This window comes from Clostridium sp. CTA-19 (assembly GCF_054767855.1).
Genome location: NZ_BAAABH010000008.1, coordinates 42,343 through 67,225, shown reverse-complemented (window position 1 = coordinate 67,225; position 24,883 = coordinate 42,343). Strand labels below are relative to the sequence as shown.

Sequence of the window (24,883 nt, the reverse complement as noted above, 5' to 3'; positions counted from 1 at the left end):
GTGATATTAAATGTTAACTTTAAATTTTAACAAGCTAGAAGATAAAATTAAGAATGCTGATTATTATTACAAAGAAGGAATAGTAGTAAATGTTATAGGTTTAACTATAGAAGTAAAAGGTATAAGGGCTTTTGTAGGAGAAGTCTGTAAAGTTTATAATCAGTTAAATGAAGCTGTTGAAAGTGAAGTAACTGGATTTAGAGGGGATAATGTAATACTAATGCCTTTAGGTGAATTAAAGGGTATTGCTCCAGGGTGTAGAGTTCTTCCTACAGGAAAACCATTAAGTGTTAAATGTAGTGATGAATTACTTGGAAAGGTATTAAATGGACTTGGAAATCCATTAAATGAGTATGAAATTTCAACTTTTACTAATTATTCCTTAGAAGCTATGCCACCGGACCCTTTAAAAAGACGAAGAATAAAAGAAGTTATTCCAACAGGTGTTAGAGCCATTGACGGATTCTTAACCTGTGGTGAAGGTCAAAGGATAGGAATTTTTGCTGGTAGTGGTGTTGGTAAAAGTACAACTTTAGGTATGATTGCTAGAGAAGCACAGGCGGAAATAAATGTTATTTGTCTTATAGGTGAAAGGGGAAGAGAGGTTCTTGATTTTATAGAAAAAGATTTAGGACCAGAAGGGTTAAAAAAGTCAGTAGTAGTATGTGCTACTTCTGACCAACCTGCCCTTGTAAGATTAAAAGGGGCCTTTACAGCTACAGCAATTGCAGAATATTTTAGAGATAAAGGAAAAAAAGTAATTTTAATGATGGATTCAGTAACACGTTTTGCAATGGCACAAAGAGAAGTCGGACTAGCTATAGGTGAACCACCAGCTACTAAAGGATATACACCATCAGTGTTTGCTATGCTGCCTAAATTATTAGAACGTAGTGGGATGTCTGATAAAGGTTCAATAACAGCTTTCTACACAGTATTAGTAGATGGTGATGACTTTAATGAACCTATTGCAGATGCTGTTAGAGGTATATTAGATGGACACATTGTTTTATCTAGGGCATTAGCAGCTAAAAATCACTACCCAGCTATAGATATATTAAACAGTGTTAGTAGACTTATGCCAGAAATATGTAGTAAAAATCATAAAAATGCTTCATCTAAAGCTAGGGATTTATTAGCTACTTATAAAGATGCCGAAGATTTAATTAATTTAGGTGCATATGTAGAAGGTAGTAATCCTAAAATAGATATGGCTATAAAATATAATGATGTTCTTATAAATTTTTTAAGACAAGGGATAAAAGAAGAATCAAATTTTGATGAAAATGTGTCTTTCCTTGAGAATACATTTAGTCAGTTATAGAGTTCAAAATAATTTTTAAACTTATTATATTTATCAAATGATAAAATTTTAAACTTGTTTTGGTTAAGAATTGATTTTATATAAGGGGGAACCTATGTCATACAAATTTAAACTTCAAAAGCTATTAGATATAAGAGAAGAAAAAGAAGAGGGTAAAAAAAGAGAATTTGTACAAGCTGTGACTTCTCAAAACTTAGTTGAAAAGAAAATAAAGGAATTTAAAACCGATTATAATCAGTATAAAAATGTTCCTTTAAATTTAAGTACTATAGAAAGAAAAGTGGTCCTTAAATATTTAAATACATTAAATATGGCTATAGAAACTGAAGAAAAGGAATTGAAAAATAGAAAGGTAGCTACAGAAAATAAAAGAAAAGAGTTAGTACAGGCTCAAGTGGAAAGAAAAACCGTAGAAATCTTAAAAGAAAAGGATTATAAACGTTTTAAAGATGAAGAATCAATGAAAGAGCAAAAGCAAGCAGATGAATTTGCTTTATATGGTCACATAAGGAAAGTTGCTGAAAGGAGGTGAAAAATATGGAAATAAATTTTTTAAATACTATTAGAAAAGATGCAATGGAAAATTTACCACAAAAAGAAAAAAGTGTATCAAAAGATAAAGAAAACTCTAATACATTTCAAAAACTTTTAGATAAAGGTAAGACTAATACAGATGAAAAGAAGATATCTAATAATGAAAAAGTATCTGGAAGTAATGAAGTGAAAAGCGAGAAGGTTGAAGAAAAATTAGAAGAAAAAGTTGAAGAATGTATAGAAAATTTAGATGAAAATTCTTTAGAAGAGTTAAGAAAACAAATAGTAAATTTACTAGCTAAGGTATATCCAGATGAAATACAAGTTGAAAATATAAGTAATAAACAGTTAAAAGATTTAATTTGTAAATTTATCAATGATAATTGTGATTTTAGTGAAATTTTAAATAAAAATTCTTTAGATGAATCCTTAACAAAGCTATTATCACAGTTAAATATGGATGAAAACATAAACGATAGCAGTATAAAGGAACTAATTGAAAAATCATTGAAAGAAGCTATAAATTCATTTAAAAAAGAAGTAAACAATGCAGAAAATAAAGAAATGCCTAAATTAGTAGTAGATATCAAAGAGAATTCTAAAGACAGTTTAAAGGACAATACTAAGGAAAATAGCAATAAAAATAACAATGATAGTAGTAAAAATCTTTTAAAAAGTGAGTTAATTAAAGAGGATAAATTACTAGAAAAAATAAGTGGTGAAAAACAAGAATTGCCTTTAAATAAGTTTAATAATCTTTTAAGCAAAATAAGTAATAATCCAGTAGAAGACATACCAAAAGATAATTTCTTAATTAATAAAACTTCTTTTAATGAGGATATTATTAAATCTATAAAGTATATGAATCTTAATAATATTCAAGATCTAGTTGTGAAAGTCAATCCTAAGCATTTAGGTGAGATTGTAATAAATCTTACTATGGAAGGGGATATGATGAAAGCTCAATTAAAAGCTGTTAATAAAGAAACTGTTGCATTACTTAACGCAAATGTAAAAGAAATTATGGACAAGCTTACAAATGATACAATAAAAATTCAAAATGTTGAAGTATCAGTTTATAACGAAGATACAACATATTTTAATGATGGTAGTTATAAAGAAAATCAATCTAATGAGAATAATAAAGAAAAAAATAATAATATTAACGGTACAGAAAATATAGATGAATCAAATTTAAATAGTGAAAGTGAAGATAAAGATTCTAATGATGATATGTTAAATGTATTAGTGTAAGTTTTGAATTATTTTACTATAAAAGAAAAGGAGGTTTTAAAAGTGCCAAATGTAAGTTTACCTAAAACTGGTAATTCTAGTTTCCAAATGGATCAGTTAAAGAAAGATAGTAAAGCGTCAGCTACAGCTAGCAAAACTGAAAGAGGAACTAATGTTGTTAAACCTGGCGATGATATGAATAAAAATATGTTTTTACAAATATTAGCTGCTGAACTTGCAAACCAAGATCCAACTCAACCACAGGATAATACTCAATATGTAACTCAAATGGCTCAATTTTCAAGCTTGGAACAAATGGCTAATTTGAATACTACTATGAGACTTTCTGGTGCTCAAGGATTGGTAGGAAAGTTTGTAGCATTAAATGCGGCTAATACTAAGGGTGAGCAAGAGGTTGGTGTGGTTCAATCTGTTTATAAAAATGGATCCAATGTATATATAACAGTTGTAACTGCTGATGGAGAGATTAAAAGCTTTGATTATAATGATGTGTTAGAAGTAGCTGAAATAGATGATCCAACTTTAGATTATATCAACTTCATAAATGGAGCAAATTTAATAGGTAAAGATATTGAACTTTGGGATAAAGATGTAGATGGAAAAGATCCTGAGGAAGGTAATGAAGAAGGCGATGAAGAAGAAAAGCCAATTGAAAAACCAGAGAAAAAGAGACCTTATGGTACAGTAACAGAAATATTTAGAGATGAAGAAGGCATAAAAGTAAAAGTACATCTTAAAGATGAAGATGGCAACTTAAAATATGATGAGAATGGAAAACCAGAGATTAAAGATTATCCATTTGATTACATTATGAATATAAAAAAACAACAATAAAATTATAAAAGATTAGAGGTTTTATAATGGGTTATAGAATTATAAATGGAGTTTTGTATCCCATAGGTGATTTTAGTAATTTACAGGATAAAAAAAATATTACTAAAAATGAAGCTAAGGAAAGCAAAAGCTTTGATGATATATTTAAATCAGAAAAAGCCAAAAACCAGGGATTTACTTTATCAAACCACTCTGCAAAAAGACTTAAAGAAAGAAATATAGAACTTAGTGGTGAACTTTTAGATAAAATCAACGAAGGAATAAATAAAGCAAGTGAAAAGGGAAGTAGGGAAGCATTGATTCTTTATAAAGATATGGCCTTAATAGCAAGTATAAAAAATAGAACAATAATAACTGCTATGGAAAAAAATAAAGATGAAATTAATGTAGTAACTAATGTAGATTCTGTAGTTCTATTATAGTAAAAAATATTAAATAAAGGCTGGACCTTTTTAGGAAGCCTTCTATCTCAATGAACGATAGATTTGAGATGAAATTAAAGGAGGAAGTAAAGATGATAAAATCCATGTATTCAGGCATATCAGGAATGAATGCACAACAAAAAAAGTTAGACGTTATAGGTAATAATATAGCAAACTCAGGAACAACATCATTTAAATCATCAAGAGTTACTTTTCAAGATACAATGCGTGAAACTATAGGAAAAGGTTCTGGACCAGTTTTAGCATTAGGAGGAAGTAACCCAAAGCAAATAGGTATGGGCGTTAATCTTCAAAGTATAGAAGTAAATACAGGACAGGGAAGCTTAAACCCAACAGGAAGACCACTAGATAATGCAATTGATGGAAGTGGATATTTTATAGTTGGAAAAGGGCCTGTAACTGGTAGTGTAAATATTACTGGTACTGGCGATGCTGAAGGTACTATAGAACCTTTTTATACAAGAGATGGAGAATTTAAAAGAGATAGCTTAGGAAATTTAGTAACACCTAATGGGTATAGAGTTATGGGGTACTATCCAGATACTGGTGGAGCTACTGTTGCTTATAATGATACGTCTAAAAAAATAGAAGTTACAGTTACTGACTTAGGTGAAGGGGAAATGGAAAGAGCTGAAGGTACTTTGAAAGGAGACTTAAAGCCTTTGGTAATTCCTGAAAATGTAACAAATGGTAAGGGAGAAAAGATTAAAGTTACAGGTTTTACTATAGAAAAAGATGGAATTTTAAAAGTTTCTTTAGAAGATGGAACTTCAGCTGTAATAGGTCAAGTTGCTATGGCATCATTTGTAAATGATGGCGGACTTGAAGGGGTAGGTCAAAATATGTATGTTCCAGGTGTAAATTCAGGAAAGCCAGCCTATAGACCAGGAAAGGGATCAGAAAATGAAAAAGCAGCAGCAGCTTATGGAAGTATAATAAATGGTATGCTTGAAATGTCTAACGTAGATTTAGCTGTAGAGTTTACAGAGATGATAGTTGCCAGCCGTTCTTTCCAAGCTTGTAGTAAGGTTATAACAACTGGTGATGAAATACTTCAAGAGTTAGTTAATTTAAAAAGATAAAAAATTTAATTAATAAGAATTTAAATTTAAGAGAAAATTAAAAAGCATTTAAAAGTTTTAATACATTGTCCAACCTGTAAATTAGTTTGCAGGTTGGATATAAAAATATAAATATTGTTATACATAATACTTATAAATAATATAAAAAGTTTAATAAATTTAGGTTTGAATGTAACACAAATATAGGAAAACAAGCTCCAATTTAAATTTATTCAACACTCTTAAAATATTTTATACAAAATGTAGAGTTGAATTCTAAGTGATTCGGAGCATGTCTCACTATTTTAGGTATTCAAGTTTTGAAATGGATAATTTTAAAAGTTAACTTGGAACCCTATAAGAGGAATAACTTAAAGTTAAAATTTATTTACCAATATCTTGTTATCAGCTGATACAAATTTAACATCTTCTAAAAGTGGACAAACTATCTATTAGATGATAATTCCTTTATTTTGTGTTTATATAAATTTGAAATTGAAAAGGGTGAGAGGTATGGTTGAAGTTACAACTTTAAATGAGAAAAAAGTTATTATAAATTGTGATCATATTGAAAAAATAGAATCAGTTCCAGACACAGTTATTACCTTAAGTAATGGTAAGGTTTATTTAGTAAAAGAAAATCGTGATGAAGTAATAAAAAAAATAATTGAATTTAAAAGAAAAATATTTTCAGGAAACTTTTAGGAGGACATAAATATGAAAAAGAACGATATGCTAACAATTATTGGCCTTATCGTAGCATGGGTGCTAGTTATTTATGGAATAATGGATGCAGGAGGTAATGCCAAGATATATATAGATGTAGCGTCTATTGCTATAACTGGAGGTGGATCTATAGGTGCAGTATTAATATCTTATGAAATGAAAGATATTAAAAGACTTGGAAAAGTTATAGCAAAAGCATTTAAAGAAGATGCTAGTTCTAAAACAGATATAGTATTGAATTTTACAGAGATGTCAAGAAAAGCAAGAAGAGAAGGATTATTATCCTTAGAAGATGATATCTCATCTATAGAAAATCCATTTACAAAAAAAGCATTAAGCATGGTAGTCGATGGAATAGAGCCAGAAGCGATAAAAGAAATAATGGCATTAGAAATTGAACAATTAGAAACTAGACATTCCCAAGGCTCAGCAATGCTGAAATCATGGGGAGCATATGCTCCGGCTTTTGGTATGTGTGGTACTCTTATAGGGCTTATACAAATGCTATCAGACATGACTGATGCTGATGCTTTAACAAAAGGTATGGGTGCAGCACTTATAACTACATTTTATGGTTCATTAATTGCAAATTTAATTGCACTACCTATAGCAGCAAAGTTAGATAATAAAACAGCTTTAGAAGTTGCGAATATGGAAATGATAGTTGAAGGAGTTATTGCAATACAATCTGGTGCAAACCCAAGAATTGTGGAAGATAAATTATTAGCATACTTATCACCGGTAGAAAAAGAAACATTTAAAGTTGAATCAGGTGGTGAGGTAGAGAATGGCTAGAAAAAGCAAAAAGGATATGAGGACTGATGAATGGCTTGGAACTTTTGCAGATACTATGACACTGCTTTTAACATTCTTTGTTCTACTATATTCTATGTCAACAGTAAATGAAGAAAAGTTTATGCAATTGTCTAATTCTTTCCAACTTATGTTTACTGGTAGTTCATCACAAAATGTGTTAGATTTCAATACATCTAGTGGAGAAGTTCCAATTGTTGGACAACCTGAAATGACAGAAGGTGAAAAAAACAGCAGTCAACATATGCAAGATAATGTATATGAACAGGTTATGGAAATTATAATGGAAAATGATTTAAAATCAGATGTAAATGTTTATGAAGATGAAAAAGGTATAAACATTCAAATGAAAGAGACAGTTCTTTTTAATTCTGGAAAGGCAGATCTTTTACCTGAAAGTAAGGAAATATTATCAAAAATTAACACAATAATATCTAACATAAATAATAAAATAATTATAGAGGGACATACGGATAATGTACCTATAAACAGTGATATATATCCTAGCAATTGGCATTTATCTTCAGCAAGATCTATAAGCGTAATGCAATATTTTATAAATGAAAAAGGCAATAAAAATCCAGAAAGGTTTATGGCAGTATCTTGTGGTGAATATAGTCCTATAGTACCTAATGATAGTGATGAGCATAGAGCTCAAAACAGAAGGGTAAATATAATTATTGTTACAAATAAAAAGGAGTAGAATTATGGCTAAAGAAAAAAACAAAAAAGAAAATATTGAAGGTAGTGAAAACAAGAAGAGCAATGTATTAAAAGTTGTTTTAATTATACTTTTATTTTTAATATTAGCTGGTGGATGTATGTTTGCAGGATATTTTTTCGGTACAAAGGATGATGTTCCTGTAAGTGGAAATGAGCAACAAGTAATTAGTAATAATTCACTAAAAAATGAAGGATATTATGATTTAGATGAATTCTTAGTAAATTTGGCAGATGAAGGAAAACCAAGATATTTGAAGATAAAAATTTCATTAGGATATGATGAGAAAAACAAGGATTTACTACCAGAAATAGAAAAAAAGAAATCTGCAATTAGAGATTCAATAACAAATACTTTAAGAACTAAAAAAACTGCTGATTTATCTCCAGAAGGAGAAGAACAGTTAAAGGATGAATTAATTACAAGAATTAATGAATTATTAAGTACAGGACAATTATACAATGTTTATTTTTCAGAAATATTAGTTCAATAGAGGTCTATTATGGAAAGTGAAATTATAAAAAGCTTTCTACAACTTATAATATTTTTACCATGTATACTAATTCTTATATATTTGCTTGGAAGAGTTACTAGTAAAATTTATGTAACTCCTCCAGGAAAATATATGAAAGTTATAGAAAAACTCTCTTTATCTAAAGAGGGTTCAATTTTAATAGTTAAAATTGGTGAAAAAGTATGTGTAGTAAGTTCAACTAACAATGAAATAAGAATTCTAAGAGAATTAGATGGCGATGAGATAAAAATTCTAGAAGAGAAAAGTAACAATTATGAAGAAAGTATAAAAAAATATAGTGATATATGGAAAAATAGACGAAAACACAAAAAATAATATTCTAAGAAAATTAAAATATAAAAGAGGAATTTATATGAAAAATAGACAAAAGAAATATGTTACCACAATTATGTTGGCGTTAATAATTTCCTTTATAGGATATAAGGTAGTAAGTGCTGCACCTAATAATACAATACCAATTCCTAATATAAGTGTTGATTTTAAAGGTGGAGAAAATCCTACTGATTTTGTAGAGAATATAAAGATACTATTAGCATTAACAGTACTTACATTATTACCATCTATAATAATGATGACAACAGGTTTTGTAAGAATTGTTACTGTATTATCTATATTAAAAAATGCTATAGGGATTCAGCAGTCTGTCCCAAGACAGGTTATAATAGGGCTTTCACTTTTTCTTACGTTTTTTGTTATGGCGCCTACAATTACAGATATTAATAACAATTCAATAAAACCTTATATGGAGAATAAAATTACCACTGAAGTGGCATATACTAATGCGATAAATCCAATGCGAGATTTTATGCTAAGGCAAACAAGAACAAAGGATTTAAAATTATTTTTAGAAGTAGGTAATCTTGAAGACACAGTAAAATATGAAAAAGGAAAAGATAACGTAGAAGTTCCAATATATGACGATGTTCCTCTTTATGCTATAATGCCAGCATTTATGATAAGTGAATTAAGAACGGCATTTGAAATAGGATTCTTATTATTTATTCCATTTTTAGTAATTGATATAGTTACTTCCAGTGTACTTATGGCAATGGGAATGTTTATGTTATCACCAGTAATGATATCATTACCGTTTAAATTGTTATTATTTGTACTGGTAGATGGTTGGAATTTAATAAGTCAATCATTGATTATGAGCTTTAAGTAAGGAGTGATTATATGTCAGAAAATTTGGTTATAGCACTTATGAGGGAGCTTATAAAAACCTCGCTTATTTTAGCAGGACCTATGCTTATTACAGCAACAGTTGTAGGACTTGTGATAAGTATTTTTCAAGCTACTACTCAAATACAAGAGCAAACTTTAACCTTTGTACCTAAGATAGTTGCAGTTGCATTGGTTGGATTATTAACAGCAGGATTTATGGGAAATACTATGATATCTTTTACTAAATATATTTTTTCGGTAATTTCTAATATATAGCCTTAGGTGGGATAAATTTTGATAGAATCAGTGAATTTACAAGAACTTTTAATATTTATACTAGTATTTACAAGGTTAACATCTTTTATATTTTATGTGCCATTATTTTTTCCAAGTGGTGTTCCACAAAGATATAAGGTAGTTTTATCTTTATTACTAACATTTATAATGGTCCCTATAATCGGAAAAACAGCACCTGAAGTTAACAATAATTTGTATTTTATAGTTCTAATCTGTAAAGAGATATCAATTGGATTATTGTTAGGGTTTATAACTACTATAGTTTTTCAGATTGTACAAATGGCAGGTCAATTTTTAGATTTTCAAGTTTCCTTTTCTATGTCAGCAGTGTTTGACCCATTGTCAAATGAGACAGCGACAATATTAGGAAGATTTTTTTATATGCTATGCATGATTGTATTTATATTAATAGATGGACATCATTTAGTTATAGCTTCATTGGCAGAAAGTTTTAACTTAGTAGGAATTGGAACATTAAGTTTTAAACCAGAGATTTTTACATATATGGTACATGTTATTATAGAGTTTTTTTATATAGGATTTAAAATGGCAGTACCTATAATTTTTATAATAATAATTACAGATTTCACTTTAGGCTTGGTTGCAAGGGTAATGCCACAGTTAAATATAATGATGCTAGGTATTCCTATAAAAATAATGCTTGGATTACTTACAGTATCCTTATCAGTACCGGTATTAATGAAAATGATAATTAATAATTTAGATCAGATGTCTCAGGCTATTAAAGGACTATTAGATGTATTACCATGTGTATTAGTGTTTTTTGCCAGTGAAGGTGGAGAAAAGACAGAAGATGCAACTCCTAAAAAGAAAAGTGATGCAAGAAAAAAGGGCCAAGTAGCAAAGAGTAAAGAGTTTACTTCTGCCATAGGACTTTTAGGGGTTACCGCAGTAGCTATGTTTTTTCTTGAGGGAGTCTTAAATGGACTTAAAGAAATACTTATAATGTTTTTTTCTCAGTATACCAATATGGAGCTTACTTTAAACAATGTAAGTGAAATTGTGAAAATTGTAATTATAAAGATGTTTATTATATTCTTGCCAGTAGCATTACCAATAATGGTTATGGGAGTAATTGCAAACATTGCTCAAGTAGGTAAAATGTTTACTAAAGAACCGCTAAAGCCAAAATTTGAAAAAATAAATCCTATAAAGGGATTAAAGAATATGTTTTCAATAAAAGCTATTATAGATTTATTAAAAAACATAATTATCATAATTATTATCGGATATGTTGGATATAAGTTTATAGAGTCAAATTATTATCGTATATTAAATTTTACTAATTTAAGATTTGTAGCAATGACTTATGCATTAGGGGACCTTATAGTAGATATTTTGAAAAAAGTAAGTTTAGTAATGATTGTAATTGGAATAGCAGATTATGGGTATCAAAAATATAAGTTTAAAAAAGATTTAAGAATGACAAAGCAAGAAGTAAAAGAAGAATTCAAACAACAAGAAGGAGATCCTATTGTTAAGGGGAAAAGAAGGCAAAAGCAAAGAGAAATGGCTATGCGAAGAATGATGCAAGATATACCGGATGCTACAGTGGTAATAACTAATCCAACTCATATAGCAATAGCATTAAAATATGAGGAGAATAGTGGAGTTGCTCCTAAGGTCATAGGCAAAGGAGCAGATAATATAGCAATAAAAATAAAAGAAATTGCAAAAAACAATGATATCCCAATTATTGAGAATAAACCTTTAGCACGACTTATATATAAAGAAGTAGATTTAGGATTGGAAATTCCATATAACATGTATCAAGCAGTAGCAGAAATTTTAGCTGTTGTTTATAAAATGAAAAAGTAAAAAGATATTAAATTTTCTCATTTGATAAGTGCGTAAATTTAAAAGTTAATTTATAACCCTATAGATTATTAAAATTATATTAAACATTAAGAGAGTTTCATAATGTTTAGATTGAGGTAGAGGATGATGGCATGGAGGCTTTAAAGAATTTTGATTTAAAAAAGAATATAGATATTATTATAGCTTTTGGTGTTATAGGAATTGTTCTTATGATTATAATTCCATTACCACCACCAATACTTGATATGCTTTTAGCAATAAATATTACTTTATCTGTTATTATTATACTAATTACAATGTTTACTACTAGTATATTACAGCTTTCAGTATTTCCAACATTGTTATTGGTAACAACATTGTTTAGATTAGCACTGAATATGTCCTCAACAAGGCTTATATTAGGTGAGGGATATGCAGGAAATATTATTGAGACCTTTGGACAATTTGTTGTTAGAGGAAACTATTTTGTAGGTATCATAATGTTTTTAATAATAGTAATTATTCAATTTGTTGTTATTACAAATGGTGCAGGTAGGGTATCAGAAGTATCAGCAAGATTTACTCTGGATGCTATGCCAGGTAAGCAAATGAGTATAGATGCCGATTTAAATGCAGGCATGATATCAGAGGAAGAAGCAAGAGTAAGAAGATCAAATCTTCAAAAAGAAGCTGATTTTTACGGAGCTATGGATGGTGCATCTAAGTTCGTAAAAGGTGATGCAATAGCAGGTATTATAATAACAATAATAAATATTGTTGCAGGAATAATAATAGGTGTATTGATGAACGGACTTACTGCATCAGAGGCAGCAAGTAAATATGTAATATTAACTGTTGGAGATGGTCTAGTATCTCAAATACCAGCACTATTAATTTCAACTTCATCAGGTATACTAGTAACTCGTTCCGGTAGTGATGAAAACTTTGGTAAGCAATTAAGTGGACAAATCACAGCATTCCCAATGGTTATAGGAATGGCATCAGTAGTACTTTTTATTTTAGCATTAATACCAGGAATGCCAGCTATAGTATTTCTTTTATTAGCAGCAGGTACAGCGTATAGTTCATATCTTTTATTTAAAGATGAAAAAGAAAAGACTATAAAAGAAATTGAAATGGAAGAACAAGAAATAATAGAAACAGAAAAAAAGGAACCAGAAAATGTTATGAATTTAATTTCTGTTGAACCTTTAGAAATAGAAATAGGTTATGGATTAATTCCTTTAGCAGATGATGCCGCTGGTGGAGATTTAGTTCAAAGGATATCTTCTGTAAGAAGGCAGTGTGCTATAGAGATGGGAATAGTTGTACAACCTATAAGAATAAGAGATAATCTAAGATTAAAAAGCAATGAGTATGTAATAAAAATAAGAGGAACAGTTATAGAAAAGGCAGAGATTATGCCTAATATGTTTTTATGTATGGATCCAACTAGTGAAAGTATAGATATGGCTGGAATAAACACTATAGAACCTACCTTTGGAATACCAGCAGTATGGATTAACAAAGACCAACGAGAAGATGCAGAAATTAAGGGACTAACAGTTGTAGATCCGACAACAGTTATGATAACTCATTTAACAGAAACTATAAAAGCTCATTGTCATGAACTTTTAGGACGACAAGAAACAAAAATGATTTTAGATTCGGTTAAAGAAAAATATTCTACAGTAGTAGAAGAGTTAATACCAGATTTAATGACTATAGGTGAGGTGCAAAAAATCCTTCAAAACCTTTTAAAAGAAAGAGTATCAGTAAAGGATATGGTAACTATATTAGAGTCATTAGCTGACAATGCTAGAAATACTCAAGATATAGAGATACTAACTGAATATGTAAGATTTGCACTTTCAAGAAGTATATGTAGTGAACTTGTTGATGAAAGAAAGTCTATAACTGTGGCAACAGTAGATTCAGAGTTGGAAAACATTATAGCTAATAGTATTCAAAAGTCACCACAAGGTTCTTTCCCAGCATTAAATCCAGACATTACAACAAAAATCTTTGGTGCAATTAAATTAGTGTTAGATAGTACGTATTTCAATAATAATATACCAGTAATGTTAGTTTCTCCTAAAATAAGACCAGCACTTAGAAAACTTATAGAGATGGTGTTTCCTCAAATTATGGTATTGTCTTTAAATGAAATCCCTAATGATGTAGAAATAAAAGCAGAAGGAGTTGTTTCATTGTAATGATAATAAAAAAATATACAGCAAACAATGTAAATGAGGCTTTAGGAAAGATAAGGCAAGAACTTGGCAAAGATGCAGTGATAATTAGTCAAAAAAAAATGAGAAAGCCTGGACTTAATGGATTGTTTTCTAAGAAAATAGTAGAAATAACTGCTGCAGTAGAATCGCAGGATAATAAAAAATATATTAAAGAGGATATAAGTAAAAAAAACTTAAATGTATCAGATGATATACAGAATGATTTATTAGAAGCACTGGCAGAAAGAGCCAATACTAAAGAAAAATATGAAACTAATGATAAGGCAGATAATAGTGAATTATTAAGTGAGATGGAACAGATAAAAAATATGATAAATACTTTAGTTTTGAATAAAGAAGAGAGTTTTACAGATAAAACAGAAGAATACTTAGAAAAACAAGATATATCAAAGGAAATAATAGAAAACTTGTTGCTAAAGGTAAAAAACATTGATGAGAAAGAAAAACTAAATAAAATAAAAGAGTTAATAAAAGAGGAAATAATATTAGAAGAAAACTATTTAGATAAAATTATGGTATTTGTAGGACCTACTGGTGTTGGAAAAACAACAACAATAGCAAAGTTAGCAGGTAAATTAGCTCTTTTAGAAAAGAAAAGTGTAGGTCTAATAACAATAGACACTTATAGAATAGGTGCCGTTGAGCAATTAAAAACATATGCAGAAATAATGAACATTCCCTTTAATGTAGTATTTAATTTGAAAGATATGGAAAGTGCAATAAAGTCTATGGAAAATTGTGATGTTATATTAATTGATACTACTGGAAGGAGCAGCAAAAATACAATGCAATTATCTGAACTAAGAGCTTATGTGGAAAAATCAAATTCTAAAAATATTAATTTAGTTTTAAGTTCTAGTGTGAAAAATACAGATATAAAAGTAATAGGTGATTCCTATAAAAATTTAGGTGTTAATAGAGTAGTAATAACAAAATTAGACGAAACATCAACTTATGGGTCTATATTAAATATATTAAAAGAAGTTAATGTACCTTTAAGTTTTATAACTACAGGTCAAAATGTTCCAGAAGATATAAAATTTCCAAGTAAGGAGGAGCTTTTAAGTTTAATAATGGGAGAGAATAGCATATGTTAGATCAAGCATCTAAACTTAGAGAATTAGCAAATGAGAGTATTAAAATAAAAAATGATAAAAATCTATCAACAAAAATAATAACAGTTACATCAGGTAAAGGTGGAGTTGGAAAAAGTAACATAGTGGTAAATTTAGCTATATGTCTACAAAAAATGGGTAAAAAAGTTTTAATATTTGATGCAGATATAGGTATGGGAAATGATGATATTTTAATGGGGTGCTTTCCAAAGTATAACATATTTGATATTATATTCAATGAAAAGGATATTACTGAAATTATAGTAGAAGGTCCATTGGGAGTAAATTTGATATCTGGAGGATCAGGTCTTGGAAGAATGGATGATTTAACAGATATACAACGACAAAAGTTTTTGAAAAATTTAGAAGGGTTAAGAGGATATGATTATATATTAATGGATACAGGTGCTGGGATTAATAAAAGTGTTTTATCTTTTATATCCTGTAGTGATGATTTTATAGTGGTAACTACACCAGAGCCAACATCTTTAACAGATGCTTATAGCCTTATAAAAGCAGTAAGACATTTTAACATTAAAGATAATGGCAATATTATTGTAAATAGGGTATTAGATAGTATAGAAGGTGAAAATACATTTTTAAAACTACAGGGCGCAGCAGAAAAATTTTTAGATATAAAACTAAACTTTTTAGGTAAAGTTTATGAAGATAGCAAACTGTTAAAATCTGTAAGAATGCAAAAACCAGTATATATAGGATATCCTAATTCATATGTTAGTAAAGACATAGAGAATATAGCAAGGAAAATGGAAGGACTTCTTATTAGAGAAAACAATTCAGGTATCCAAAAATTCTTTAAAAAAATTTTTAATATTATATCATAGGGGGAAAAAAATGAGCATCAATATAAAATTTCATCCAAATACCATACTAGAAGTTTTAACTGAGGAAGGTTATGCTAAAACTACAATTCAAGAAGTTGAAAAAGATACAATAGCAATATTTATACCAACTATAAACAATACTTATTTAACTATGAGACCAAATGAAAAATATGAAGTTATTTATAATGATAGAAAGGGTAAAGTTTATAAATTTAAAGTTAATGTTGTTGGAAGAAAGTATGATGAAGTTCCACTGGTGATATTAGGACAACCATATGATATTAGAAAAATACAAAGACGAAAATATGTAAGAATTAGCCATACAGGTATAGTAAACTATTATATAACTAAGAATTATCCTAAAAATAAACTTAATAGTTATGATATTTTAGATTTTAAAGTTGGATACACAGTAGATTTAAGTGGTGGTGGATTGAAAATTAGAATAGCAGAAAAGCCACAATTGAAAGATTACATTATAATGCATTTAAATGTAACGGAAGAAATTATAGTTTTAGGGCAAATTGTAAGAATAGAACAGGACTATGAGAATAAATATGTTTGCGGAGTAGATTTTTTAGAGATAGAAGAACAGGAAAGAGAAAAAGTTATTAGATATATATTTATGGAAATGAGAAGAATGCTTAAGACTTCGGGAGGTGACAATTTTGAATAACCAAACTGAAAAAAACCATGTAGTTGAACAATATATTCCGTTAGTAAAGTATATTGCATCAAGAATTATTATGGGTAAAACAAAATATGTAGAATATGAAGATTTGGTAAGCTATGGAATGATAGGACTTATGGACGCATTGAATAAGTTCGATGAGAGTAAAGGTATGAAGTTTTCTACCTATGCAGCTATAAGGATAAAAGGATCAATGATAGATGAGTTAAGGAAAAATAGCCCCATATCTAAAGGGGCTATGGATAAACTAAATAAATATAATGAAGCTGTAGAAAATTTACAAAACAGATTTTTAAGAGAACCAAATAGTCAAGAAATTGCAAAAGAAATGGATATATCCTTAAGTGATCTTACTAAAATAGAAAACTATATAAATTATATATCGATTGTTTCTTTAGAAAGTTTAATGTTTAATGATGATGATGACATATCTTTAATAGGGACAATTGAAGATAAAAAAATAATAGGACCAGAGAAGTCTTTAGAACAAAGTGAATTAATAGAGTATCTAGGAAAAGCAGTAGACTTATTAAGAGATAAAGATAGACTTATAATTACATTATATTATTATGAAAAACTTACATTAAAAGAAATAGGAAAAATATTAGAAGTATCAGAATCAAGAGTTTGTCAATTGCATAGCAAGGCTATAATTAATTTAAGAAAAGCACTAAAAAAATTGAAATATGAAATTTATTAAGGGAGTAAAAAATGCTAATAATTTTAGTTTTCATAGCAAGTATAATTATAATTTTCAGTGTAAAGGATTTAAAAAAGAATAAAAATTTCTCTCAAATATTAAATGAAACTGAAGATTCTTTGGATGATATAGATGTAAAAATAGGAAAATTAAGAAGAGAATTTAGTGAAACAATATTAAACCTTCAATTAGAAATTGAAGATTTAAAAAATATTGTTGAAAAAGATAGTAGTAAAGAAGATGGTATTAGATACGATAAAATAAAAGATGAATATATTACTAAAAATAAGATTTATTCAACTAACAAAAATATGAAAAATACTGAACTTAACATAGAAACTAATAGTAATAATTGTACAGTTAGTTTAAGTGAAAATAGTGTGAAAGTTGAACAAATAAAAGCGCTTTATAGTCAAAACTTTTCTGTAGAAGAAATAGCGGACAAGCTAAAACTTGGAAAGGGGGAAGTACTATTAATAGAAGAATTATATCTAAAATAAAAAATACATTTAAGTTTTTATCTGATAAAAAAATATTATTAGGTATAGGTATTGGTATATTAATAGGAGCCTTTTGTATGACTATATCACAAGTTACATATTCATTAAGTGATTCTCAAGTAGAAATGAGAGCGAGAAAATTAGGTATGAAGTATCCTGATGAAGTGAAAGTTATGATTAATAAGGATGAGGTGAAAAAATGATAAGAGGTCTATATACAGTAGCATCTGGATTAATAACTAGTGAAGCAAAACAAAATGCAATAATGAATAATATGGCAAATGTTAATACACCTGGATATAAGGCAGAAAAATTAGCAATAAAATCCTTTGATGAAGTTATGATTTCTAATAAAGATAAATTAGTAGCAGGAAAAAATTATAAAAGTGACATTGGAGCATTAAGTAATGGCGCAGAAATAAATGACAAGGTTACTTATTTTGAACAAGGATTTGTTAAGGATACAAGTAGCCCAACGGATTTTGCAATAGAAGGTACTGGATTTTTTATGGTACGTCAAAGAGAAAATAATGAAGTAGCATATACTAGAGATGGACATTTTTCAATAGATGGAAATGGATATTTGGTAAATCAAAGTGGAGATGTTGTTTTGGGAAGAAATTCCGCTACAGGAAATTTAGAACCTATGAATATAGGAAAAGGTGATTTGAACTGTGATAAGTTAGGCAATATTAGGGTAGATGGAAATTTAAAATATCAGTTTGAAGTTACTGATTTTCAAAATTATGAAAATTTAACTAAGATTGGTCACAATATATATTCTACAACGGAGCCTGGAACAAGATCTAATGCATTTATAAGACAAAAGGGACTAGAACAATCAAATGTTAATACAGTTGTAGAAATGTCAGATATGATGTCTACAATGAGAGGATTTGAAAGTAATATTAAAACGTTGAAGGTTTTAGATGAAACTTTAGGAAAAGCAGTTAACGATATAGCAAGAAGATAAAATTTAAAGGTGGTGAACTATAAATGTTTACATTGTTATCTACAAATAAAAGTGCTATGATGGCTCAGCAGAATAAATTAGATATATTATCTAATAATATAAACAATGTTAATACTTCTGGTTATAAAAGACTAGATGTTCAATTTGAGGATTTGTATCAAGATTCGTTAAATAGAAATGGATATCCAATCACTGATGGGAAAAATGACTTAACATATGGAACTGGTGTGAAATCTGGAAAAGTTGTACGACAATTTCAACAAGGAGCCCTTCAAAATACAGGCACAGCATCACATTTAGCTATAGATGGAAATGGATTGTTTAAAATATATACTGCTGATGGAAAAGAAGCATATACAAGAGCTGGAAGCTTTGCAGTTGATGCTAATGGTAATTTAGCTGATGGAAATGGCAACAGGGTAAGTATAGTTGATGAAAGAGGAAATGAAGTTAATTATCCTGGTGGTCCAATAAAGCTAAATGGAAGTGATTTCACTATAGATAAAGATGGTGGAGTTTTAAAAAACATAAATGGAAATTTTGTGAAGTTAGGTCAAATAAAAACTTATGGTGTAGTGGGAGATACGTCTTTAATGTCAATAGGAGAAAATTTATATATTCCTTTAGAAGGTAGTAATATGTATGAAACCACAGATAAAAATATTTTACAGGGATATTTAGAAAATTCTAATGTAAATGTTGGTGAAGAGATGAGTGATATGATTTTAACTCAAAGAGCATTTTCTTTAGGTTCTACTGCACTTAAAACTGCAGATGAGATGTGGGGAATGATTAATAGCGTAAGATAAATAATTTTTATATTAAAATAAGAAAAGTGCCTCAAAATGATAGTTCATTTTAAGAGGCACTTTTTTTAGTTCATTTTATCTATAGCTTCATTTAATGGTGGAATAACTTGTTTCTTTCTAGAAACAACTCCATCTAGATATACGGCATTATCTTCAAGTGTAGTATTAAATGCACTAATAAATAGATCTTTATTTCCACATACTAAGAATAAAGAGCCACCATTAAAGATATCTGTTATCATTAATGTTATCATTTCAAGATTACTTTCAGAAGCAACAGTTTCCATTAACTCAAGAAGGTCATTTTTTATATCTTTAAATCCTTCAATATAAGTTGTAGTAACTTGGCCTACTCCTATTTTAGTTTCACCTATCGTAAATGTTTTATAGTCTTGGTTTAAAAGGTCTTTCGCTGATTTTCCTTCAAGAGAAGTAGCTGCTTTGAACATTTCATTAGCAAAATCTTCAATGTTTATATCAGCAATTTGAGCAAGTCTTTTTAATACTATTTCATCTACTAATGTAGAAGTTGGTGATTTAAGTAATAATGTATCAGAAATTATAGCGCCACATAATATTCCAGCAATTTGTCTGCTTGGTCTTATGCCATTTTCAAAATAAATAGAAGCTACTATGGTAGAAGTGCTTCCAACAGGCTCGTTCCTAAAATATATAGGAAGTCCTGTTTGAATGTCTGCAATTCTATGGTGATCTATTATTTCAACAACTTCAGCATCATCTATTCCATCCACAGATTGAGACTTTTCGTTGTGGTCCATTAAAATTACTTTTTTCTTTCTTTGATTAATTAAATGATAACGAGAAATAGTGCCTATAACTTTACCATTACTGTCTGTAACAGGATAGCATCTATATCTTGTTTCAAGCATAATATCTTTAATTTCATCAATGAAATCATTAATCTCAAAGCTTATTAAATTGTTTTTTGTCATAACATAACTTACAGGTATGCTTTGAGTTATAAGTCTTGATGTAGTAAATGTATCATACGGAGTAACGATTATTGTACAGTTAGCTTCTTTGGCTTTTTCTATTATTCCAGGTAATGGTTCTCTGTTCCCCGTTATAATCATTAAATCTACCTTTTTACTAACAACAAAATTTTGTATATCTTCTCTGTCACCACATATAACTATATCATTTTCTTCTATTATAGTTTTTTCATCATTTGGAGACATATTAGCAACGGCAATTTTACCTTTAAGTTGTAAATTTTCATCGCTAAGGTATTCAACTCTTGCAGATAATGTATCTAATATGTTATCAAGCTTTGTATTGCTTTTAGCAAGTATGTAATTGTCCCAAATATCTAAATAACTAGAAGTTAAGTTAGACACAGATGTTATACCTATTAATCTTTCATTTTCATCAACTACAGGCAGTGTATTACAATTAATTTTTTTCATTATTGACCACGCCATTTTTAAGGAAATATCAGGAGAAATAGGTGCTACTGTATCTATTTCTAAATCAGCTATTTCAGTTTTTACGGTCGTAATAAGTTTTGGTTGTTCTACTTTAAAATAGTCAAGAATAAATTTTGTTTCATTATTTACTTCGCCTAATCTTATTGCAGTTGCAGGAGTTTTTTGAGTTTTATTTTTAAACTCTGCATAGGCAAGAGCAGAACAAATTGAGTCAGAATCAGGGTTTTTATGTCCTGTAATATAAATACTATTTTTCAATATTATTACCTCCTTAAAAATATTTTATAAATTTAACAGTACATATGTAATTGTAAAGGGATAATTTATTAATGTAAAGTATAAATTTCTATGAATATTTTTTTTAATACATTTCATATAATCAAAAGAACATACATATATTTAGCAATAGAAGAATGATAAGTACTTTTAAACTCTAATTTGAGAATATGTTTTTATCACCATATAACAAATTAGTATGATATATATATAAAATAATATTCATTTAAATTATATATTAAAGATTCAATTATAAAAAGTATTTAAAGTATAAAAGTTATTCTTTTAAGTTCATTCTTAATATAGGGTTCCAAAATTATGGTTTAATTTATACAACGCAAATTTTGGATACAAAAAGAAAATGAATGCAAGCCCCAAATAAATTAATTATATAAAAATATTTAGAATAAAATTCTTTTTAAACTCATAGAAAATTTAAATGGGCTTGTTTCATTATATAGGATTCCAAAGTAACACTTAAATTTATACGTTAAAAATTTTGGATATCTAAAAAAGTCAACGCAAGCTTTAAAATAGCTTAATTAGAGCAAGAATATTTAAAAAGAAAATTTCTTTTAAAATTCTTGAGTAGCTTAAGATTTGAAGCTTGTTTCACTATATAGGATAGAATTTTAATTCAAGTCCTATATAAGTCATAACCATAGTTATGCAAAAGAATATAAAGGGGGGATAAAATTGTATGATAAGGAAATGAGAGGACTTACAAAGGATGAAGTAGAAAAAAAGATTAAACAGTTTGGCTTAAATGTTCTTCAAAGTAAAGAGAAAATATCAGCACTAAAAATATTTTTAAGTCAATTTAATGATTTTATAATATGGGTATTAATTGGTGCTACTATAATTTCAGGAATAATGGGAGATTTAGCAGATGCCATAACAATACTTATAATAGTTTTTATGAATGCAATACTTGGATTTGTTCAAGAATTTAAAACTGAAAAATCATTAGAAGCTTTAAAAGAAATGGCAGCACCAACAGCTAAAGTAATAAGAAATGGAAAGGTTGAGATAGTTAATTCTATGTACTTAGTGCCGGGAGACCTCTTAATATTAGAAAGTGGAGATAAGGTACAAGCTGATGCAATTCTTTTAGAGGACAATTCTTTTATGGTAGATGAATCTTTGCTTACTGGAGAATCTGTGGGAGTTTATAAGGATTCAAAGGAAAACAAGTCCAATGCAGTTTATATGGGAACTACTGTATTAACAGGAAAAGGTATAGCGAAGGTATTACTTACAGGGATGAATACAGAAATGGGAAAAATAGCCCATATGCTAAATAGCATAGATACTGAAAAATCTGTATTAAGAGAAAAATTAGATGCTCTTGGTAAAATCTTAGTTGTAATGTGTCTAGTAATTTGCACTATAGTAACTGTTCTAGGAATTGTAAGAGGTCAAGATCCATATACTATGTTTTTATCAGGAGTAACTTTAGCAGTTGCCGCAATACCAGAAGGATTAGCTGCAATAGTTACAGTTGCACTAGCGCTGGGTGTTTCAAGGATGCTTGATAGACAAGCTTTAGTAAGAAAGCTTCCAGCAGTAGAAACATTAGGATGCACTTCAATTATCTGTACAGATAAAACTGGAACTCTTACAGAAAATAAAATGGTTGTAAAAAAATTTTATTTTGATGGTAATATATATGACGAAAGTAAAAATCAAAATGAAATACTAAAAAAAATATTTGTATATTGTAATAACTGTGATTATAATTTTCAAGGTTTAAACATAGATAAATGTCTTTTTGGAGATCCAACAGAAACTGCATTAATAAAAGCATTTTTCAAATCTCCAAAAGAATTGCAAAAGTTTATTTCAAAAGTTAGAAGAGAATTCGAAATTCCATTTAATTCCACAAAAAAAATGATGTCTGTAGTTGTAAATGAAGATGGCAAGGAGACATGTTATGTAAAAGGTGCACCGGAAATGTTACTTAATAAATGTACACATATATTAGTAAATGGCAATATAGAACCTTTTACTTATACTTATAAAAAATCAGTTGAAAAGGCTATAGATGATATGTCTTACGATGCTTTAAGATGTATTGCAGGTGCTTATAAAGTTGAGAATATAATAAAAAAAGAAAATGATTTAGAATGCAACTTAATTTTTGCAGGTATAGCAGGTATAATAGACCCTCCAAGAAAAGAAGCAAAAGATTCTGTAATTGAATGTAAAATGGCAGGTATAAAACCTATAATGATAACTGGAGATCATAAAAATACAGCTTATGCCATAGGAAAACAATTAGAAATTTGCAATTCATTAGAACAAGTTATAACTGGAGAAGAATTAGATAGATTTTCTGATAAACAATTAAAAGATAATATAGATAGTTATAGAGTTTTTGCAAGGGTTAATCCAAAACATAAATTAAGGATAGTTAAAACTTTTAAATCAAAAGGTAAAATTGTAGCTATGAGTGGTGATGGTGTAAATGACGCTCCTGCGGTAAAAGAAGCGGATATAGGGGTTGCTATGGGTATATCTGGAACAGATGTAACAAAAGAAGCTGCATCTATGATTTTATTAGATGATAATTATTCTACAATTGTAGCTGCCGTAGAAGAGGGAAGAAAGATATATGACAATATAAGAAAATTTATAAGATATCTTTTATCCTGTAATTTAGGTGAAGTACTTACTATGTTCTTAGCTTCATTATTTTATTTAGAGACTCCGTTACTTCCAATACAAATTCTTTTTGTAAATCTAGTAACGGATGGATTACCAGCTATAGCTTTAGGCGTAGACCCAGGGGATAAAGATATTATGATGCAAAAACCAAGAGAAAAAAATGAGAGTATATTTGCAAGAGGATTAAAAGAAAAAATTATTTTAAGAGGCAGTTTAATAGGTATTTGTACAGTTATGGCATTTATTGCTGGAAAATATTATGGAATGAGCTTAGAAACATGTAGAACTTTAGCACTAGGAACATTAATAATGTCTCAACTTATACATGTTTTTGAATGTAGATCTGAAAGGTATTCTTTATTTGAGATAAATCCTTTTACTAATATGTATTTAATAGGTGCTGTAGGATTATCTTTATTATCTTTAATTGCGATTGTTTATATGCCAATATTTCAAAAAATATTTAAAACAGTATCATTAGACTTAGGACAATGGTTAATAATTCTGTTCTTTTCAGGAACAATAGCCTTTATAAATAGCTTATATATATTTTTGAGTCACAAAAATAAAAAATGAAATTTAAAATTTAATTTAAATAAATAAAAGGAGATTTAAAATCTCCTTTTATTTATATCGTCTATCAGCTTTAACACGCTGTACTTTTTTAGGTATTTCACCATTAGATGGCACAAGTTCACTTTTATTGGTCATATTTACAATATTAATTATAGAAATAAATTCATCTTGCTTTTTCTTTCTTTTTTTCTTTTTATCAGGTTTTAAACCTTGAATAATGACAGAATGACCTTGAGATATGTTCATAAAAGCAGGCTTTTTAAACCATCGTCTCTTTTTGTAATAACAAGTATTAACTCCACTTGAAGCCATTGCTTTAATAACTAAAGTGGCAGTAATTGTATTTATAATACCTAAAAAGCTTTTTTGTTCTACTTTAATAGATAAAATTCTTCCTTGTAATTGAGTTAGTCTATCCCCATATCTATTTAAGTAAGCGCTAGTATAACTTTGAGATAACTTATCTTTAAATCCCATATAAATAACTCCTTTTCAGTAATAATA

General features: G+C 28.5%; 26 protein-coding genes. 24 read left to right on the top strand and 2 right to left on the bottom strand.

The window, feature by feature from the left end; genetic code table 11:
- Nucleotides 1-10: 10 nt before the first annotated feature.
- The 23 genes from fliI to ACYUE0_RS06250 all read left to right on the top strand — a co-directional run bounded on the left by fliI (nt 11) and on the right by ACYUE0_RS06250 (nt 19,412).
- On the top strand, nt 11-1,324 hold the full coding sequence (gene fliI / locus ACYUE0_RS06360) for a flagellar protein export ATPase FliI (protein WP_061994901.1): 1,314 nt from the start codon (nt 11-13) through the stop codon (nt 1,322-1,324).
- A gap of 94 nt (nt 1,325-1,418) precedes the next feature.
- Complete coding sequence (fliJ, locus tag ACYUE0_RS06355) at nt 1,419-1,856, top strand: flagellar export protein FliJ (RefSeq protein WP_061994900.1); 438 nt, start codon at nt 1,419-1,421, stop codon at nt 1,854-1,856.
- Nucleotides 1,857-1,861: 5 nt separating this feature from the next.
- Entirely contained in the window at nt 1,862-3,112 is a 1,251-nt protein-coding gene (locus tag ACYUE0_RS06350) for a flagellar hook-length control protein FliK (RefSeq protein ID WP_460269903.1), read from the top strand.
- A 42-nt stretch (nt 3,113-3,154) separates the two neighbouring features.
- Nucleotides 3,155-3,946: a flagellar hook capping FlgD N-terminal domain-containing protein gene (locus tag ACYUE0_RS06345; RefSeq protein WP_460269902.1), complete on the top strand. Its 792-nt coding sequence runs from the start codon at nt 3,155-3,157 to the stop codon at nt 3,944-3,946.
- A gap of 26 nt (nt 3,947-3,972) precedes the next feature.
- On the top strand, nt 3,973-4,368 hold the full coding sequence (locus ACYUE0_RS06340) for a TIGR02530 family flagellar biosynthesis protein (RefSeq protein ID WP_061994897.1): 396 nt from the start codon (nt 3,973-3,975) through the stop codon (nt 4,366-4,368).
- Between the two features lie 92 nt (nt 4,369-4,460).
- Complete coding sequence (locus ACYUE0_RS06335; protein WP_460269901.1) at nt 4,461-5,471, top strand: flagellar hook-basal body complex protein; 1,011 nt, start codon at nt 4,461-4,463, stop codon at nt 5,469-5,471.
- Nucleotides 5,472-5,963: 492 nt separating this feature from the next.
- Nucleotides 5,964-6,155 carry a flagellar FlbD family protein gene (locus ACYUE0_RS06330; protein ID WP_061994895.1) on the top strand — a complete coding sequence of 64 codons (192 nt, stop codon included), beginning with the start codon at nt 5,964-5,966 and terminating at the stop codon, nt 6,153-6,155.
- Nucleotides 6,156-6,167: 12 nt separating this feature from the next.
- A complete protein-coding gene (locus tag ACYUE0_RS06325) occupies nt 6,168-6,971 on the top strand; it encodes a motility protein A (protein WP_460269900.1) in 804 nt (267 codons plus the stop codon).
- Nucleotides 6,964-7,692, top strand: coding sequence for a flagellar motor protein MotB (locus tag ACYUE0_RS06320; RefSeq protein ID WP_199868854.1), 729 nt, complete (start codon nt 6,964-6,966; stop codon nt 7,690-7,692). Before ACYUE0_RS06325 ends, ACYUE0_RS06320 begins: the two co-directional genes overlap by 8 nt.
- Before the next feature lie 4 nt (nt 7,693-7,696).
- Entirely contained in the window at nt 7,697-8,203 is a 507-nt protein-coding gene (locus ACYUE0_RS06315; RefSeq protein WP_199868856.1) for a flagellar basal body-associated FliL family protein, read from the top strand.
- Between the two features lie 9 nt (nt 8,204-8,212).
- Nucleotides 8,213-8,560 (top strand): flagellar biosynthetic protein FliO, encoded by a 348-nt coding sequence (locus tag ACYUE0_RS06310; RefSeq protein ID WP_460269899.1) that lies wholly within the window; start codon nt 8,213-8,215, stop codon nt 8,558-8,560.
- A 37-nt stretch (nt 8,561-8,597) separates the two neighbouring features.
- Nucleotides 8,598-9,410, top strand: coding sequence for a flagellar type III secretion system pore protein FliP (gene fliP / locus ACYUE0_RS06305; RefSeq protein WP_061994890.1), 813 nt, complete (start codon nt 8,598-8,600; stop codon nt 9,408-9,410).
- An 11-nt stretch (nt 9,411-9,421) separates the two neighbouring features.
- Complete coding sequence (fliQ, locus tag ACYUE0_RS06300; RefSeq protein ID WP_010292382.1) at nt 9,422-9,685, top strand: flagellar biosynthesis protein FliQ; 264 nt, start codon at nt 9,422-9,424, stop codon at nt 9,683-9,685.
- 18 nt (nt 9,686-9,703) lie between these two features.
- Nucleotides 9,704-11,545, top strand: a complete 1,842-nt coding sequence (locus ACYUE0_RS06295; protein WP_460269898.1) for a fused FliR family export protein/FlhB family type III secretion system protein — start codon at nt 9,704-9,706, stop codon at nt 11,543-11,545.
- 131 nt (nt 11,546-11,676) lie between these two features.
- Nucleotides 11,677-13,740, top strand: a complete 2,064-nt coding sequence (flhA, locus tag ACYUE0_RS06290; protein ID WP_460269897.1) for a flagellar biosynthesis protein FlhA — start codon at nt 11,677-11,679, stop codon at nt 13,738-13,740.
- Nucleotides 13,740-14,876, top strand: coding sequence for a flagellar biosynthesis protein FlhF (gene flhF / locus ACYUE0_RS06285; protein ID WP_199868860.1), 1,137 nt, complete (start codon nt 13,740-13,742; stop codon nt 14,874-14,876). Before flhA ends, flhF begins: the two co-directional genes overlap by 1 nt.
- On the top strand, nt 14,870-15,739 hold the full coding sequence (locus ACYUE0_RS06280) for a MinD/ParA family protein (RefSeq protein WP_460269896.1): 870 nt from the start codon (nt 14,870-14,872) through the stop codon (nt 15,737-15,739). Before flhF ends, ACYUE0_RS06280 begins: the two co-directional genes overlap by 7 nt.
- Nucleotides 15,740-15,749: 10 nt before the next feature.
- Nucleotides 15,750-16,415 (top strand): flagellar brake protein, encoded by a 666-nt coding sequence (locus ACYUE0_RS06275; RefSeq protein ID WP_460269895.1) that lies wholly within the window; start codon nt 15,750-15,752, stop codon nt 16,413-16,415.
- The gene (locus tag ACYUE0_RS06270; protein WP_199868863.1) at nt 16,399-17,130 is read left to right on the top strand and encodes a FliA/WhiG family RNA polymerase sigma factor; all 732 of its coding nucleotides are present in this window, start codon (nt 16,399-16,401) and stop codon (nt 17,128-17,130) included. Before ACYUE0_RS06275 ends, ACYUE0_RS06270 begins: the two co-directional genes overlap by 17 nt.
- 11 nt (nt 17,131-17,141) lie before the next feature.
- Nucleotides 17,142-17,630 (top strand): DUF6115 domain-containing protein, encoded by a 489-nt coding sequence (locus ACYUE0_RS06265; RefSeq protein ID WP_199868864.1) that lies wholly within the window; start codon nt 17,142-17,144, stop codon nt 17,628-17,630.
- A gap of 77 nt (nt 17,631-17,707) precedes the next feature.
- Complete coding sequence (locus ACYUE0_RS06260; RefSeq protein WP_268869834.1) at nt 17,708-17,833, top strand: hypothetical protein; 126 nt, start codon at nt 17,708-17,710, stop codon at nt 17,831-17,833.
- Complete coding sequence (locus ACYUE0_RS06255) at nt 17,830-18,603, top strand: flagellar hook-basal body complex protein (RefSeq protein ID WP_199868865.1); 774 nt, start codon at nt 17,830-17,832, stop codon at nt 18,601-18,603. Before ACYUE0_RS06260 ends, ACYUE0_RS06255 begins: the two co-directional genes overlap by 4 nt.
- Nucleotides 18,604-18,626: 23 nt before the next feature.
- Nucleotides 18,627-19,412 (top strand): flagellar hook-basal body complex protein, encoded by a 786-nt coding sequence (locus tag ACYUE0_RS06250; protein ID WP_061994882.1) that lies wholly within the window; start codon nt 18,627-18,629, stop codon nt 19,410-19,412.
- A gap of 65 nt (nt 19,413-19,477) precedes the next feature.
- On the opposite strand, the gene ACYUE0_RS06245 is transcribed toward ACYUE0_RS06250, so the two are convergent.
- The gene (locus ACYUE0_RS06245; RefSeq protein ID WP_061994881.1) at nt 19,478-21,118 is read right to left on the bottom strand and encodes a putative manganese-dependent inorganic diphosphatase; all 1,641 of its coding nucleotides are present in this window, start codon (nt 21,116-21,118) and stop codon (nt 19,478-19,480) included.
- A 729-nt stretch (nt 21,119-21,847) separates the two neighbouring features.
- On the opposite strand from ACYUE0_RS06245, the gene ACYUE0_RS06240 reads away from it, so the two are divergent.
- Nucleotides 21,848-24,379, top strand: a complete 2,532-nt coding sequence (locus ACYUE0_RS06240) for a cation-translocating P-type ATPase (protein WP_460269944.1) — start codon at nt 21,848-21,850, stop codon at nt 24,377-24,379.
- 48 nt (nt 24,380-24,427) lie between these two features.
- Here the strand turns inward: ACYUE0_RS06240 and ACYUE0_RS06235 are convergent, their stop codons facing one another.
- Nucleotides 24,428-24,856 carry a hypothetical protein gene (locus ACYUE0_RS06235; RefSeq protein WP_061994880.1) on the bottom strand — a complete coding sequence of 143 codons (429 nt, stop codon included), beginning with the start codon at nt 24,854-24,856 and terminating at the stop codon, nt 24,428-24,430.
- Nucleotides 24,857-24,883: the final 27 nt, after the last annotated feature.